This is a genomic window from Tessaracoccus luoxuelianae (genome assembly GCF_055326245.1).
This window is the reverse complement of the sequence record NZ_JBUZNO010000004.1, coordinates 321,240-336,699: the sequence shown is the minus strand read 5'-3', so window position 1 is coordinate 336,699 and position 15,460 is coordinate 321,240. Positions and strand designations below refer to the sequence as shown.

General features: G+C 68.2%; 16 protein-coding genes. 4 read left to right on the top strand and 12 right to left on the bottom strand.

Features of this window, described 5'->3' with window-relative positions:
• Positions 1–127: 127 nt before the first annotated feature.
• The 4 genes from trmD to rpsP all read right to left on the bottom strand — a co-directional run bounded on the left by trmD (position 128) and on the right by rpsP (position 2,156).
• Positions 128–835, bottom strand: coding sequence for a tRNA (guanosine(37)-N1)-methyltransferase TrmD (gene trmD / locus ACZK39_RS08405; protein WP_182799432.1), 708 nt, complete (start codon positions 833–835; stop codon positions 128–130).
• Complete coding sequence (gene rimM / locus ACZK39_RS08400) at positions 832–1,368, bottom strand: ribosome maturation factor RimM (protein ID WP_459054681.1); 537 nt, start codon at positions 1,366–1,368, stop codon at positions 832–834. The genes trmD and rimM overlap by 4 nt, the downstream gene beginning before the upstream one ends.
• Before the next feature lie 72 nt (positions 1,369–1,440).
• The gene (locus tag ACZK39_RS08395) at positions 1,441–1,689 is read right to left on the bottom strand and encodes an RNA-binding protein (RefSeq protein WP_182783749.1); all 249 of its coding nucleotides are present in this window, start codon (positions 1,687–1,689) and stop codon (positions 1,441–1,443) included.
• Between the two features lie 2 nt (positions 1,690–1,691).
• Complete coding sequence (gene rpsP / locus ACZK39_RS08390) at positions 1,692–2,156, bottom strand: 30S ribosomal protein S16 (RefSeq protein ID WP_182783747.1); 465 nt, start codon at positions 2,154–2,156, stop codon at positions 1,692–1,694.
• A 203-nt stretch (positions 2,157–2,359) separates the two neighbouring features.
• Between rpsP and ACZK39_RS08385 the strand changes: the two genes are divergently transcribed.
• Complete coding sequence (locus tag ACZK39_RS08385; RefSeq protein ID WP_182799431.1) at positions 2,360–2,704, top strand: metallopeptidase family protein; 345 nt, start codon at positions 2,360–2,362, stop codon at positions 2,702–2,704.
• A 1-nt stretch (position 2,705) separates the two neighbouring features.
• On the opposite strand, the gene ACZK39_RS08380 is transcribed toward ACZK39_RS08385, so the two are convergent.
• From ACZK39_RS08380 to ffh, 3 genes are read right to left on the bottom strand one after another with little or no spacing between them, the layout of a single operon-like run.
• The gene (locus ACZK39_RS08380) at positions 2,706–3,932 is read right to left on the bottom strand and encodes a S49 family peptidase (protein ID WP_182799430.1); all 1,227 of its coding nucleotides are present in this window, start codon (positions 3,930–3,932) and stop codon (positions 2,706–2,708) included.
• Positions 3,933–3,967: 35 nt separating this feature from the next.
• Positions 3,968–5,041, bottom strand: a complete 1,074-nt coding sequence (locus tag ACZK39_RS08375) for an amidohydrolase family protein (RefSeq protein WP_463613058.1) — start codon at positions 5,039–5,041, stop codon at positions 3,968–3,970.
• Between the two features lie 8 nt (positions 5,042–5,049).
• Positions 5,050–6,570, bottom strand: a complete 1,521-nt coding sequence (gene ffh, locus ACZK39_RS08370) for a signal recognition particle protein (protein ID WP_463613057.1) — start codon at positions 6,568–6,570, stop codon at positions 5,050–5,052.
• A gap of 160 nt (positions 6,571–6,730) precedes the next feature.
• Here ffh and ACZK39_RS08365 point away from each other — a divergent pair, with 160 nt between their 5' ends.
• Complete coding sequence (locus ACZK39_RS08365; protein ID WP_463613056.1) at positions 6,731–8,263, top strand: Re/Si-specific NAD(P)(+) transhydrogenase subunit alpha; 1,533 nt, start codon at positions 6,731–6,733, stop codon at positions 8,261–8,263.
• A gap of 4 nt (positions 8,264–8,267) precedes the next feature.
• Entirely contained in the window at positions 8,268–9,686 is a 1,419-nt protein-coding gene (locus ACZK39_RS08360; RefSeq protein WP_182799426.1) for an NAD(P)(+) transhydrogenase (Re/Si-specific) subunit beta, read from the top strand.
• 16 nt (positions 9,687–9,702) lie between these two features.
• On the opposite strand, the gene ACZK39_RS08355 is transcribed toward ACZK39_RS08360, so the two are convergent.
• A complete protein-coding gene (locus tag ACZK39_RS08355; RefSeq protein ID WP_463613055.1) occupies positions 9,703–11,928 on the bottom strand; it encodes a sensor histidine kinase in 2,226 nt (741 codons plus the stop codon).
• A 150-nt stretch (positions 11,929–12,078) separates the two neighbouring features.
• The gene (locus ACZK39_RS08350) at positions 12,079–12,252 is read right to left on the bottom strand and encodes a hypothetical protein (protein WP_463613054.1); all 174 of its coding nucleotides are present in this window, start codon (positions 12,250–12,252) and stop codon (positions 12,079–12,081) included.
• A gap of 144 nt (positions 12,253–12,396) precedes the next feature.
• On the opposite strand from ACZK39_RS08350, the gene ACZK39_RS08345 reads away from it, so the two are divergent.
• Entirely contained in the window at positions 12,397–13,077 is a 681-nt protein-coding gene (locus ACZK39_RS08345; RefSeq protein WP_182799423.1) for a response regulator, read from the top strand.
• Here the strand turns inward: ACZK39_RS08345 and ACZK39_RS08340 are convergent.
• The 3 genes from ACZK39_RS08340 to ACZK39_RS08330 all read right to left on the bottom strand — a co-directional run bounded on the left by ACZK39_RS08340 (position 13,070) and on the right by ACZK39_RS08330 (position 15,421).
• A complete protein-coding gene (locus ACZK39_RS08340; protein ID WP_463613053.1) occupies positions 13,070–13,915 on the bottom strand; it encodes an ATP-binding cassette domain-containing protein in 846 nt (281 codons plus the stop codon). The two genes, ACZK39_RS08345 and ACZK39_RS08340, sit on opposite strands and share 8 nt — an antisense overlap.
• 84 nt (positions 13,916–13,999) lie before the next feature.
• The gene (gene ftsY, locus ACZK39_RS08335) at positions 14,000–15,202 is read right to left on the bottom strand and encodes a signal recognition particle-docking protein FtsY (RefSeq protein ID WP_463613052.1); all 1,203 of its coding nucleotides are present in this window, start codon (positions 15,200–15,202) and stop codon (positions 14,000–14,002) included.
• A 21-nt stretch (positions 15,203–15,223) separates the two neighbouring features.
• Complete coding sequence (locus ACZK39_RS08330) at positions 15,224–15,421, bottom strand: hypothetical protein (protein WP_182799421.1); 198 nt, start codon at positions 15,419–15,421, stop codon at positions 15,224–15,226.
• Positions 15,422–15,460 lie beyond the last annotated feature (39 nt).

Sequence of the window (15,460 nt, the reverse complement as noted above, 5' to 3'; positions counted from 1 at the left end):
AACGCCCGTTGATGAATGGTGAGTGTTGTTGCCACGGACCCCACTGTAGCCAAACCAGCAAGCCTGCGGGCATCGGGGTTCGGTTACCGAAGGCGCGATTAGCTAGGCCATTTACGTGCCGATTCGCTCACGAAATGTCGTCAGCGAGCAGGTCCGGACGGCGCTCGATCGTCCGCCGGACCGCCTGCTCACGTCGCCACTCCTCGATGAGGCCGTGATGGCCGCTCAGCAACACCGCCGGGACCGCACGATCCCGCCAGACGGGCGGCTTGGTGTAGTTGGGATACTCCAGCAGGCGCTGATGGCCATCCGAGTGTGACTCCTCCACCAGCGAGGCGGGGTTCCCTAGGACGCCGGGCAGCAGACGCACGACGGCCTCGACGATGGCCAGGGTGGCCACCTCTCCGCCGTTGAGGACGTAGTCGCCGAGCGAGACCTCCACCACGTCATAGCGCTCCGCGCAGTGGTCGATCACCCGCTGGTCGATGCCCTCATAGCGACCGCACGCGAAGACGAGTCTCTCCCGTGACGCCAGCTCGTAGGCGGTGGCCTGCGTGAACGGGGTGCCGGCGGGCGTGGGCACCACCACCGTCATCGGCAGCGGCGACGCCACCTCAAGGGCGTCGAACGCCTCCCCCCACGGCTCGGGCTTCATCACCATGCCCGCACCCCCGCCGTAGGGGGTGTCGTCGGTGGTGTGATGACGGTCATGTGTCCACTGGCGGAGGTCGTGGACCGCCAGATCGACCAGACCTGAGCTGATGGCCTTGCCCACGAGACTCAGGCGGAGAGGCGCGAAGTACTCCGGGAAGATCGTGACGACGTCGAGCCTCATTCGATGTCCTCGAGGAGGCCGCCGACCTCCGCGAGCCGCACGTGACCGGCGGCGAGGTCCACCTCGGGCACCAGTGCGGCGACGAACGGGATCAGCCGCTCCCCGCCGTCGACGGCGACCTCCAGCACATCCTGCGCGGGGAGATGCAGCACATCGGTGACGGTGCCCACCTGGCTGCCGGTGTGGTCCAGGACTCTGAGCCCCACCAGGTGTCGGTCGAAGAACTCCTCGGGCTCGCTGGGGCGCTCCTCGGCAGGAACTCGCGTGGCCAGCACCTGCCCGGTGAGCGCCTCGACGGCCGTCCGGTCCGGGTACCCGGCGAAGGTCAGCATCAGCCGTCCCCGGTTCCACCGCACCGTGGCGATTTCAACGCTGCGCCCCGTGTCCCCGAGGAGCAGTGTGGCGCCGGCCGTGAAACGTCGAACGGGCTCGTCGGTCCGCAGGTCGATGAATACCTCGCCGCCCAGGCCGTGCGCACGGCCGATCCTGCCGACGGTCACCTCCACCATGTCCTGCACGGGGTTCTCCTTCACTCAGCCCGCCTCGTGCGGGGATGACGATGCCCCGGACCCGTGGGGGTGCCGGGGCATCGATTCACATGATGGTCAGGGCCGACGGGGTCGGTCCACGTCCACAAAGTCCACGCGGACGCTCTCCTTGCCGGCGAGCGCCGCGACCACGGTGCGCAGGGACTGCGCGGTGCGACCCTGGCGGCCGATCACCTTGCCGACGTCCTCCGGGTGCACCCGCACCTCCAGAAGGCGTCCGCGGCGCAGGTCCTTGTCCTTGACACTCACCTCGTCAGGATGCGAGACGATCCCAGCGACGAGGTGTTCAAGTGCCTCGGCGAGCACGCTCACGCCTCTTCGGCAGGAGCCTCGGCCTCGGCGGCCGGAGCGGCCTCAGCCTCGGCGGACGCGGCCTTCGCAGCGGCCTCGTCGGCCTTCTTCTTCGCCTTGGAGATGGCGGGTGAGGTGGCGCCGCTGTCCTCGGCCAGGGCCTTGGCGAACTCGGCCTCACGGTCCCGCCGCTCAGGCTGGGGATCGACACCGGACGGGGACTTATCGCCGGAGAACTGCTGCCAGTCTCCGGTGCGCTTGAACAGCGCGACGACGGCTTCCGTGGGCTGGGCGCCGACAGAGAGCCAGTACTGGGCACGCTCGGAGTCGACGCGGATCACGGACGGATCATTCTTCGGGTGGTACAGGCCGATCTCCTCGATGGCCTTACCCTCACGCTTGGCGCGCGAGTCGATGACGATGATGCGGTAGTGGGGCGAGCGAATCTTGCCGAGCCGCTTAAGGCGAATCTTGGTGGCCACGGGTGTGGGTTCTCCTGTTGATGAAAGCGTCTGCCAGCAGACGATGTGGATGGACGCCCTCGACGTGTGGGGCACGGCGCGGACAAACCTAGGGGCCTCAACGCTCGGATGAGAGGGCCCGGGCAAAGAGGTGCACCCGACATTGTGCCAGATCAGCGCGCGACGACCAATCCTCGGCGCAGCCGGCACGTAGCATCGGAGCCGTGGACATCTCCGAATCCGACTTCGACGCGGTTGTCGAGGAGGCCCTCGACGCCCTCCCCGAGCAGCTGGTCACCGGCCTGGACAATCTCATCTTCGTAGTCGAGGACGAACCGGAGGACGGCTCCGACTCGCTGGGCTGGTACGAGGGAACCGCGCTGACTGAGCGCGACCAGTACGGCTACGGGCAGCTGCCGGACCGGATCGTCCTCTTCCGCGGACCCTTGAGCCGGATGTGCCGCACAGCCGACGAACTCTACGACGAAGTTTGGATCACCCTGGTGCACGAGCTGGGCCACTATCACGGCATCGACGAAGAGGCCCTGCACTCACTGGGCTGGGGCTGACCTAGCCGCAGTAGACCTCGAGGCTTCCCGCAAGCGCCAACGGCTGGGAGGGACGACAGAGAGCGGGGCTGAGCGCGGGCACGATGCCCTCCCCGGTCAGCACCGCCGGCGCAGCCCCGAACGGTCGCTCCACCCCGAGGAACACCTCCCACGAGCTCGGTTGCCGGACGGCCTCGACTCGGGTGTCCTCCGGATCCAGCCCCGCGGCCTCCGCGGCATGCCTGAAGAACTCGTCGCGTCCCAACACGCCGTCGATCAGCCCGTACTCCTGCGCGCGCTCCGAATCATAGAGGTGCGCCCCGATCTGATCGCGGATCGCGGACTCGGTGATGTCACGGTGCTGCGCGACGTGCGCCACGAAGGCGTCATACTCGGTGGCGAGGCCCGCCGTGTAGATGGCGCGCTCCTCGTCGGTCATCGGACGGAAGGGGTTGCCGAAGTCCTTGCCCTCCCCCTGCGACAGGTATTCACTGGTGATGCCTCCAGTGGTGGTCACACCGGACTCGAACAGGGTCCCGCTGGTGGCGATCACGTCCGTGTACTGGTCGAACGGGCCGAAGATGACCCCGATGGAGCCCACCAGCGCACCGTGATCGACGATGATCTCGTCGGCTGGCGCCGTCGCGTAGACCCCGCCCGAGGCCGAGATGGAACTCACATGGACCAGGACCTTCTGCCCGGTGCGCTCCTGGTATCTCACCACCGCGTCACTGACGGCGCGCGAGCCCGCGATACTCCCTCCCGGGGTGTTGACGAGCAGCACCACGCCGGCTGCGTCGTCGACCGTCAGCTCATCGAGCTGGGAGGCGATCTCGTAGCCGTACGATCCCGCGCTGAGCAGGGCACCATCCGACGCGTCGGCCATGATGGGCCCCGATACCGGGATGGCGCGGAGGCTCTGGCTCCCGTCGCCCCAGATGGTGGCCAGCTGGGTGGTGGCGACGCCGCTGGCGGTCGACACGAGGGTGAGGGAGCCGATGATCGTCATGGCGCCGAGCACCACGGCCATGAGCAGGGACGCCGCCCCGAGGCCCAGTCCGATGCCGGCTCCGATGCCGAACCCGCGCCCGAACCCGCTCGGCTGCTTCGGCGCGGGCGCAAATTGCGGACCGGCCGGCTGCCGCGGCGGCTGCGGCTCTGGCGGCTTGGGGGGCGATGCGGGCTGAGGCAGATCGGCTGAGCGCTGCTCCACGCTGGGCGGCGGGAACGACTGGCTGGGGTCGGACACTTGGGCCTCCTTCGGTCAGCCGCCAGACTACCCAGTCAGCCGACCATCCTGCCCCGCAGGATCAGCGCGAGAGGACGACGGAGGGTGGTGAGGTCCTCCCGTGGATCGGCGTCGAGCACGATGAGATCGGCGCTTGCCCCCGGCGTGAGGGTGTCGGCACCCAGCCATGCCCTGGCGCGCCAGCTGGCGGCACCGAGCGCGAATTCGGTGCCGCCGAGCTCGGCCAGCGCCTCCACCTCGTCGCGGATCCGGCCGTGCTCGACGACGGTGCCCGCGTCGGTTCCGGCGAACACCGAGACACCTGCCTCGATGGCCGCACCGATGGTCTGCTTGCGCCGGGCATAGAGGTCCATCATGTGCGTGTAGTAGCTGGGGAACTTCTCGCGGGCGGGGGTGGCGTATCGCGGGAAATTGTCCAGGTTGATCATCGTTGGCACCAGCGCCGTGCCCCGCTCCGCCATCCGCGCGATCCCCTCATCGGAGAGCCCGGTCCCGTGCTCGATGCAGTCGATGCCGGCCTCGACCAGCTCGTGGACCGACTGCTCGCCGAAGCAGTGTGCGGTGACGCGCGCGCCCTCCTCGTGCGCGGCCGCGATCGCCGCGGCCGCGACATCGGCCGGCCACAGGGGGGCCAGGTCGCCGACGGAGCGCTCGATCCAGTCCCCCACCAGCTTGACCCACCCGTCGCCGTCTCGCGCCTCATGGCGGACCTGCTCGACGAGCTGCTCCGGCTCGACCTCGATGCCGAGATAGCGGATGTAGCGCAGCGGCCTCGCCACGTGTCGCCCAGAACGGATCAGCCGCGGCAGTTCGGGGGCCTGCTGCATCCACCGAGTGTTCGACGGAGAGCCGGCGTCGCGGATGAGCATGGTGCCCGCCGCCAGGTCCGTCTCCGCCTGGCCCCGCGCCGTCTCCGCGCTGACGGCACCCTGGGGTCCCAGCCCGATGTGGCAGTGGGCGTCGACCAGCCCGGGGATCACCCAGGCGTCCGTGGCGACGGTGTCTGCCCCCGAGACCGGTTCGTGCGAGATCACGCCGTCGGCGATCCACGCCTCCCGCGGTTCTTCATCGGGGAGGAAGGTCCCTGTGAGATGGAGCGCTGCCCCCATGGTGACTCCTAGAACTTCGGCTTGTTCTCGTTGAACATCTTCTGCAGGTCCGGCGGCAACTGGAAGTCGTCGAGGGACTGCGGGATCTGCGGCTGCTGCGCGGGTTGTTGGCGCACGCCCTTGGGGCCCTTGCGCTGCTGCTTCCTCTGCTGCTGCTTCTTCTGCTGGGCCCGGCGTCCGCCCCCGATGGCGGGCGCCCCCGGCATGCCTCCCATCCCGGGCATGCCGCCGCCGGCCATGGCCTCCATCATCTTGCGGGCCTCGACGAAGCGGTTGACCAGCTTGTTGACCTCGGAGACCTGGACTCCCGCACCCTTGGCGATGCGGGAGCGGCGCGAACCGTTGAGGATGGAGACGTCGTCGCGCTCCTTCGGCGTCATCGAGTAGATGATCGCCTCGATGCGGTCGATCTCCTTCTCGTCGATGTCGTTGATGGCCTCCTTGAACTGACCTGCGCCGGGCAGCATGCCGAGGATCTTCGACATGGGGCCCATCTTGCGCAGCTGCTGCATCTGACCCAGGAAGTCCTGCAGGCCGAACTTGTTCCTGCCCATCAACTTCTCGGCCGCGGCGCGCGATTCGTCGGCGTCGAAGGTCTTCTCCGCCTGTTCGATCAGGGTGAGGACGTCGCCCATGCCGAGGATCCGAGAGGCCATCCGGTCCGGATGGAACCTGTCGAAGTCCGCCAGGCCCTCGCCGCTGGAGGCGAACATGACCGGCTTGCCGAGCACCCGCGCGATGGACAGGGCGGCGCCACCGCGGGCATCGCCGTCGAGCTTGGTGAGGACCACGCCATCCACGCCCACGCCCTCGTCGAAGGCCTTGGCGGTGTTGACGGCGTCCTGGCCGATCATGGCGTCGACCACGAACAGCGTCTCGTCCGGGTTGACCGCGGCCTTGATGTCGGCCGCCTGACGCATCAGCTCCTGGTCGATGCCGAGCCGGCCGGCGGTGTCGACGATCACCACGTCGTAGAGCTTCGCCTCTGCATGGACAATGGCACGCCGGGCCACGTCGACGGGGTCCCCCACGCCGTTGCCGGGCTCCGGCGCGAACACGTGGACCCCGGCGCGCTGACCCACGATCTGGAGCTGGTTGACCGCGTTGGGCCGCTGAAGATCCGCCGCCACGAGCAGCGGTGTGTGCTGCTCAGACTTCAACCACTTGGCCAGCTTGCCGGCCAGGGTTGTCTTGCCTGCTCCCTGGAGGCCGGCCAGCATGATCACCGTGGGCGGGCGCTTGGCGAACCTGAGTGCCCGCGCCTCGCCCCCGAGGATGCTGACGAGCTCCTCGTTGACGAACTTGATGATCTGCTGAGAAGGGTTCAGCGCCTTGGACAGCTCGGCCTCGAGGGAGCGCGTCTTGACCGCCGCGACGAACTCCTTGACGACCCCCAGGTTGACGTCTGCCTCGAGCAACGCGATGCGGATCTCGCGCATCGTGGCGTCGATGTCGGCCTCGGTGAGCCGCCCCTTGGAGCGCAACCCCTTGAATACCGACGACAGCCGGTCCTGCAGAGTGTCGAACACTGATCTGAGCCCTTCGAAGATGTGTGAACCGCACCAGGATAGGCGAGGCGGCCAGGTTCAGCGCGCCCGGCGCCCCAGGCACCCCCAGCCGGGACTTCCTGGCGCCGGACCGTTAGGCTCCCTTGAGGATCGCACCGGCACCGGCGAAAGGACCCCACGCATGAGGATCGGCATTCCCAATGAGTCCCCAGGGACGCGGGTGGCCGCGACACCGGTCACGGTGTCGGCTCTGCTGAAGCTCGGCTACGACGTGGCCGTGGAGACCGGGGCCGGCATGCTGGCCGCGTTGCCGGACAGCGCCTACGCGGAGGCCGGTGCGGCCGTCGTCGGCCCGGAGACAGCCTGGTCCTCGGACATTGTCGCCATGGTCGGCGAGCCGACGGCTGCCCAGCTGGAGCGGCTCCACCCCGGCCAGCTGCTGATCGGCTTCCTGCATCCGCGAACCGGCACTGACCTTGTGGAGGCACTGGCTGCCCGGGGAGTGACCGCCCTGTCGATGGACATGGTGCCGCGCATCTCCCGCGCGCAGTCGCTCGACGCGCTCAGCTCGATGGCCAACATCGCCGGCTACCGCGCAGTCATCGAGGCCGGTCACGAGTTCGGCCGCTTCTTCGCCGGACAGGTCACCGCCGCAGGCAAGGTCTCTCCGGCGAAGGTGTTCGTCATCGGTACCGGTGTCGCGGGCCTGGCGGCCATCGGGACCGCAGGTAACCTCGGCGCCGAGGTGACCGCCACCGATGTGCGGCCGGAGACCGCCGAGCAGGTGGAGTCCATGGGGGGCAGATTCCTGGCCGTCGCGGCGACAGATCAAGGCATCTCATCCGACGGATATGCGAAGGCCACCACTGCCGACTACGCCGCGCGCGCCGCGGAGCTGTACGCGAAGCAGACCCGGGACGTTGACGTCATCATCACCACCGCGGCCATCCCGGGGCGACCCTCACCCAAGCTGATCACCGCGGAGATGGTCGCCTCGATGCGCCCCGGAAGCGTGATCGTGGATCTGGCCGCCAGCGGCGGCGGAAACTGCGAGCTGACCCGGCCGGGTGAGTCCTACGTGACCGACGGCGGGGTCCACATCGTGGGGTACACAGACCTCGCGAGCCGGCTCCCGGGGCAGGCCTCGCAGCTCTACGGCACCAATGTCGTCAATCTCATGAAACTGCTCACCCCTGGCAAGGACGGCGTCGCCCAGCTGGACTTCGACGATGAGGTCCACCGCCAGATGACGGTGACGCGCGACGGGGAGGTCACGTTCCCGCCCCCGCCGATCGAAGTGTCGGTGGCACCGGTCAAGGCCGCCGACGCGGTGGTCCCGGCTGCGCCCGCCGCTCCGCCCCCACCACCGGACCAGTGGTCCCGCTTCCGCGGCGTGCTGCTCGCGGTGGGGGTGTGGCTGCTTCTGACACTGATTCTCCCGGGCGGATTCCTGTCCAGCATTCTGGTGTTCGGCCTCGCCTGCGTGGTGGGCTACTACGTGATCTGGGGTGTACAGCCGGCGCTCTACACGCCACTGATGAGCGTGTCCAACGCCATCTCAGGCATCACGATCGTCGGCGCGATCACACAGCTGACCTCGGACCTGCTGCACGTCCAACTCCTCGCCTTCGTCGCCATCGTCCTGGCCGGGATCAACTGTGTCGGCGGGTTCTCCATCACCCACCGCATGCTCGCCATGTTCCAGAGGAGCTGACCAAATGCTGTCCAACATCGTCTTCGGAAGCTACATCGCCGCCGCCCTCCTGTTCATCCTGGGGATCGTCGGGCTGGGCAAGCAGGAGACCGCGCGCAGCGGCAATGTCTACGGCATGGTCGGCATGACCCTCGCGGTGGTGGCCACGATCATCCACACGTTCGCCCAGCGGTGGGACACCACCGGCTTCATCCTGCTTGCCGTGGGGCTCGTCATCGCCTTCGCCGTCGGGCTCATGTACTCGGCGCGCGTGGCCATGACGGGGCTGCCGGGCCTGGTCGCGCTGTTCAACGCATTCGGTGGGCAGGCCTCCGCCCTGGTCGGCATCAACGCCTCCCTCGGTGTGGACAACTATCCCGTCCTCACGGACCAGATCGTCCACGGCGTTGAGGTCTGGCTCGCGGTCTTCGTCGGCTCGCTCACCTTCTCCGGGTCGGTGGTCGCCTTCGGGAAGCTCGGCGGGAGGATCACCTCCAAACCGCTGACGGTGCCTGCCCGCGGCGTGGTCATGGCCATCCTGGGAGTAGGTCTCCTCGGATCGCTGGGATGGCACCTGGCCAGCCCCAATCTCTGGGCGCTGATCATCACCCACGTGCTTGGCTATGTGGTCGGGATCATCATGGTGATGGCCATCGGCGGTGCGGACATGCCCGTCGTGGTCAGCTTCCTCAACTCCTTCTCGGGTTGGGCGGGCGCTCTCTCAGGATTTGCGATCGGATCGGATCTGCTCGTGGTCGCGGGGACCATCGTCGGCATGTCGGGCATCATCCTCTCGATCGTCATGGCTCGCGGCATGAACCGCTCGATCGCCAACGTCCTGCTGGGCGGCTTCGGCACCGCGGACTCCACCGGCACGCAGGTGGCGCTCCTGGACGCCGACGGCAACCCACGTCAAGCCATCAGCGCCGACGCGGAGGAAGTGGCCGGGTGGCTCCGCGACGCTGACTCCGTGGTCATCGCGCCTGGCTACGGCATGGCGGTCGCGCAGGCCCAGCACCCTGTCGCCGAGCTGACGCGGCGGCTGATCGCGCAGGGCAAGACAGTGCGCTTCGCGATCCATCCCGTTGCTGGGCGCCTGCCCGGCCACATGAACGTGCTCCTCGCCGAGGCCAGGGTTCCCTACGACATCGTCCTTGAAATGGACGAGATCAACGACGACTTCCCGCGCACGGACGTGGTACTGGTCATCGGCGCCAACGACACGGTCAACCCGGCAGCCATGGAGCCCGGGCTGCCCATCTCCGGCATGCCGGTCCTGCACGTGTGGGAGGCGCGGCAGGTGGTGGTGTTCAAGCGCTCCATGGGAGCCGGCTACTCCGGCGTGGAGAATCCGTTGTTCTTCAACGAGAACACGGCGATGCTGTTCGGGGATGCGAAGGGAAGCGCCGACGCCCTGGTTGCCGCGGTCGGGGCCGCGGTCTGACCCGGTCCGCCGAGGATCAACCGTCCCGCGGGAGCGCGACCTCGACCACCCAGGTGCCCGCATCTGCGGTGACGGCGAACCGGCCTCCCAGCAGGTCGACCCGCTCGCGGATCCCCGCCAGGCCATAGCCCAGCGAGAGCGGTGAGCTCCGACGCCGGGCCGGTAACGCGTTCGCGATCCGCAGCGTCACCTCGTGGGTGCCGACGTCGAGCGTCAGGGTGCACGCCCCGTCGCGGCGACCGTAGCGCAGGATGTTGGTCACGCACTCCTGCATGACGCGGGTCAGGGTACGCAGGGTTGGTGCGGGCAGCTCATCCGAGAGCGGATCCACAGAGACGGAGACTCGGAATCCGTTGTCCCGCAGGGTCTCGGCCAGGAAGCCGACCACCGTGGTGGGGCGCACCAGGGCGATGCCGGTCTCTTCTCCCCCGGTCTCGGCCATGATGCTGCTCAGCAGCTCCATCTCCTCCTCCGCCCCCTTCGTCGACCGCTCCATCCGCGTCAGTGCAGTGCGGAGTTCATCGGGGTTGTCGCTCTCGCCGTAGGCCATGGACTGCAGCGTGGCCACCGAGAGGTGGTGCGCCACCACGTCGTGCAGCTCGCGCGCGAGCAGGTTTCGCTCCTCGTTGCGGATGCCCTCCGTGGTGCGTCGTAGCCCCGCCATCTCCTCGATCTGGGTGCGTCGCGTGATCAGGAAGTGGCGCGTGGCGATGAGGGTCGGTAGCACGAGAAGAATGACGGCAGCGACGATGGCCCGCTCGCGCATAGCCCCCACGTCGGCCACCGTCGCGATGACCAACGCTCCCGAGGCCACCAATCCCAGCGCGATGGCCGCCCGACGGTGAGTCACGTGGGCAGCGTGCCAGCAGGCCACCAGGAGAATGGCGGCAAGGGCCAGATCGTCGGAGTGCGCGGTGTAGAGCAAACCGACCGTGGCGGCCGCGGCGGGCAGCGCGCCCACGACGGGCCACCACAGCATCAGGCCGGCGGCGATGAAGCCGGCCACCTCCCAGAGGGCGTCCCACCTGACCTCTCCGGCAGCGAAGGCCTCGGCGAGTCCCGCACCCGCCCTCAAGCCGCCGATGGTCAACGCCATTGTGAGGAGACCACGCGCGGCCGCCGCGGTCACCAGACGCCGCCACACTGTCAACGCCACGTCGCCCCCCCTCCCCGCGGGGGGATCGACGGCTGGGGGGAGTTCGAGGTGGAGGTGCCGCACACCACCCTGCGCCTCATTCCTCAGGCTCCCGCCCAGCGTCTCGGCCCGTTGGCGGAGCCGGTCCATCCGACCCTCATGGCCTCCCAGGGAGCCGGGGGCATCCGGGTACAGGGCCTCGAGACTCATCCAACCTCGTCGTCGCTCAACCTTCACCGTCACCTCCGCGCCGGCGACGCCGCCCGCGACGACGTCGTCCGCGATCTCGTCCATCACCCTGATCACGGTGGACTGGGTGACTCGAGTGGCCAGGTCCGCCTCCGCGGGTACCTCGATGATGACGCGGACGCCGCGCGCCTCCAGCCGCTCGCGGAGCCGGGACACCGCGGTGGTGACGGCGGGACGGGCGATCGCCTCGTCGTGACCGTCTGTGGTCGGATCCTCCCGCAACATCCCTACGAGTGCACGAACCTCCACCAACGCCCCCAGGCAGGCCGCGTTCACCCGGGCGATGGCCGTGCGCATCTGGTCGGGATCAGTGAGTCGCGATGCCGCGGCGAGGATGCCGCTGCTGTCCGCCAGCCGTGCCGACACCAGGGTCCGCAGCTCGGCCGCGAGCCGAGCCCGCTCTTCGCTACGGATCCGCCTCGCGTCCTCCCCCATCACCTGGACGCGGCCCTGCCCGCGGCGCCTGGCGATCAGCATGGCCCGAAGCAACAGCCCTGCCGTGAGGCTGGGAATCAGGAGGATGAGGTAGGAGGCCCCGACCTCCCATTCCGCCGCCTGGAGGCTCCTGGCAGCCGCGTAACTGAAGAAGAGCCCCGCGACGCCAGCCGCCTCACGAGGACGAGACATGGCCGCGAAGGCAGCGGGAACCAGAAGAATGGCAAGAAGATCGGCCTCCATTGTGCCGAAGGTGAGCGTCAGCGCCAGCGGGACAAGCACGATGGCCAGCCCGGCGCGCGGGCGCCACAGCACCAGGACGCAGGCGAGGCCTTCCGTGATCTGGGCAATCGGAGAAACCGCGGTGTGCCAGCCCAGTCTCTGCCACGCGAGGAGGGTGCTGAACGACCCGTACAACACCATGGCAGCAACGATGTACTTTGCGAGGTTGAGGCCCCCCCCACGGGGATCGGTGGAACGACTCACGTGACAGACCGCTCCATCAGGCTCAGGATGCGCTCGATCGTACCGGTAGGCCGGCTGAGGCGATCAGCGCTGCGTCAACGCCGCGACTCAGCGGTGGCAGAAGGCCAAGGAGGGCCAGATGTGGCAGATGAACTGCGGGGTGACAGTGCTGCTGGATCCTGCCACGGGCTGAGGCGCCGGAGCTGGTTTGGGGGCGGCCATGGCGGTGGGGGCGATCGCGACGGTCAGGATCAGACCGGCGATGAGTGGGCGGAGCTTCATGGGAATGTCCTTTGCGCTGAAGAACGTCATGTTCCCCCATAGTCAACCGTCCTCTCGCCAATTCCAACACTGACTAATGGCCAGAGTTCACTATCGGCCGTCCCCGAGGGGAATGGAGCGGCCACACCCCGTTAGGGTAAGGCAATGAACATTGTGCGCCGCATCCTGGTGGTGGATGACGACCCTATGGTCCGCGAGGCCTACCGGACCTTCTTCTCACGCCACAGCGACTACGAGGTGGTGGGTGAGGCGCGCGATGGCAAAGAGGCCGTGACGGCCTACCGGCGCCTCCGCCCCTCCGTCGTCCTGATGGATCTGCAGATGCCCGAGAAGTCCGGGGTGGAGGCCACCCGCGACATCTGCCGCGAATGGCCCAAGGCCTGCATCGTCGCGCTGACCACGTTCGGCACGCGGGAGTACATCGTGGCCGCGCTGCGGGCCGGTGCCTCCGGCTACCTCCTCAAGGACGCCGGCGGGCCAGCCCTCCTGACAGGCATCGATCAGGCCATCGACGGAGACATGCCTCTCTCCGCCGCCGTGCGCAAGGAACTCGTCTCCAACGTGAAGGACGCGCCGGAGGCGCCCTCCGTCCCAGCCGACCCGGGGCTGGCCCCGCGTGAGAGAGAACTCCTCCGATGGCTGGCCCAAGGACTGACGAACCAGCAGATCGGGACGAAGATGTTCGTCTCAGAGGGAACGATCAAGCAGTATCTGTCTCACATCGGCGACAAGATGGGGCTCAAGTCCCGCACCCAGATCCTGGTGCGGGCCATCCAGCTCGGCGTGGTGGACCTTGCGGAGTTGGACCCGCCCTCGGTCAGGTGATCCCACCCCTGGCGAGCGTGCCGACGGTGGGCACATTCATCCCGGACCTCTCCAGGAGTGCGCGTTCCAGCGTGGCATCTTCTTCGATCAACTCCAGGATGCCGAAGTTGACCGCAGCCTCTGCGACCCGGGCGATCGGTAGCCCGTGAACGAGCAGCAAGACGCCCTGATCTGAGATGCGGGGTGTCACCCGCGCGCCCATGCCAAGAAGGAGGTCGTACAGCTCGGCCTGGCGCTGCGCCCGGACCCGAACCGCCGGGCCACCACTGCTGATGATGAACTCGTCCACCGACGTGGCGGCCATCAGCCGCCCGTTGCCCAGCACGAGCAGGTTGTCGGCCACCTGGGCCATCTCGGCCAGCGAGTGGCCGGTCACGAGTACTGCCTTCCCTTGCGCGGCGAGCCGCCTGAGCGACTGCCTCATCCAGCGGGCATCCTCCTGTCCCAAGCCTGCGAACGGCTCGTCGAACAGGTAATGATCCGGATCAGCGAGCGCAGCCTCAGCCATGCCGGCCCTCCTCCTCAGGCCGGCGGGGACCGGGCCGTCTGCCTGCCGACGACGGAATCTTCCGATCCATCCGTGGCTCAGCCACTTACCGCCGAGCATGGCGACCACTGAGTTGTCTGGGCGCTCCAGCTGCGAGTAGGGGCGCCCGTTGATCAGTGCAGATCCGGATGTGGGGCGCTCCAGGCCCAGGATCATTCGCAGCGTGGTGGTCTTGCCCGCGCCGTCAGGGCCGAGCAGACCAGTGACCACTCCGGGATCAACCCTGAAGCTGAGATCGTCGACCACGGTCCTGCGACCAAAGGTCTTCGTCAGGTGGCTCGCTTCGATCATGTGATGATCGTTGCCGATCCCAGATGTCTGGGCTATTGACCAACGTTAGGTCGGCTCGTGTCGCCCCGGAAATGTGGACAAAAGTTAGCGGCCGAGGATTCCTTGGACGAATCCCCCCGGCTCGAACGGCGCCAGGTCGTCGACTCCCTCACCCAGGCCGACCAACTTCACCGGCACGCCGAGTTCCCGTTGGACCTGGACAACAATTCCGCCCTTGGCGGACCCGTCGAGCTTCGTCAGGACGATGCCGGTGACGTCGACCACCTCGGCGAAGATGCGGGCCTGGGTCATGCCGTTCTGGCCGGTGGTGGCATCGAGGACGAGCAACACCTCGGTGACGGCCGCCTTCTTCTCGATGACGCGCTTCACCTTGCCGAGCTCGTCCATCAGCCCCGTCTTGGTGTGCAGGCGTCCGGCGGTGTCCACGATCACCACATCCACGCCTCGCTCGACGCCTGCGGCCACGGCGTCGAACGCCACCGAGGCCGGGTCCGCTCCCTCGTCACCGCGCAGCGTCTCCACGCCCACCCGCTCGCCCCAGGTGGCCAGCTGCTCCGCGGCGGCGGCGCGGAACGTGTCGGCCGCCCCGAGGACGACGGTGCGCCCCTCGGCCACCAGCACACGGGCCAACTTGCCGACGGTGGTGGTCTTGCCAGTCCCGTTCACACCCACCACGAGCACGACGGCCGGGTCTCCGGGCTTGCCGGGGGTGAGGTTGAGGCTACGGTCCAACGAGGGGTCGACGAGCTTGAGGAGCTCGTCGTGCAGCACCTGTTCAGCCAAAGCCGGATCAGCAACGCCGTCCACCGCCAGCCGGCGACGCAGCGCCTCGGTGAGCTCGGTGGCCGGGCCCACCCCGAGATCCGAGGTGATGAGCGTGGTCTCGAAGTCATCCCACGTGTCCGCGTCGAGCCGGTCCACGGAGAGAAGATCGGCCAGCGCGCGGGCCAACGCATTGTTGCTGCTCGACAACCGACGACGGAGGCGGGCCCAACGGGATGCGGGGGCCTCGGGCCGTTCCAGGGACGGTGCACGGGACACCTCGACGACCGGCGACTCCGGCACAACAACGGCGGGCTCCACGGCCACCGGTTCGACAGCCACCTGCTCCGGAGCTGCCGGCTCAACCTCCGGCGCCAGAACCACATCCGGTTCGCGGTCCGGCTCGGCCAGCTCGGGGCGTTGCTGGTGTTCGAGCTGCCGGCGCCTGTCCAGCGTGACGACGATGCCGCCGATGAGGACCGCCAAGCCGACGATCGCGATGATGACCCAGAAGAACCAATCCACGGGGTCATCCTAGCGAGGCGGTCAGCCGACCCTGTTATCCAGCCTCTCGAGGAACTTCGGCACCTCGCCCGTGCCGTTGAGGTGACGGTTGGCCTCGTCGATCACCCGCCCGAGCTTGGGCTCTTTCACCTCGAGGTGCCCGGCCGAGACGGCGACCACCACCAGGAGGCCAACGGCCAGGACCAGGGCGAACAGGACTGCGATAACCGCGACACTCATGCTTCGGGGCTCCTCTCGGAGGACTTGGGGGAAGGACCT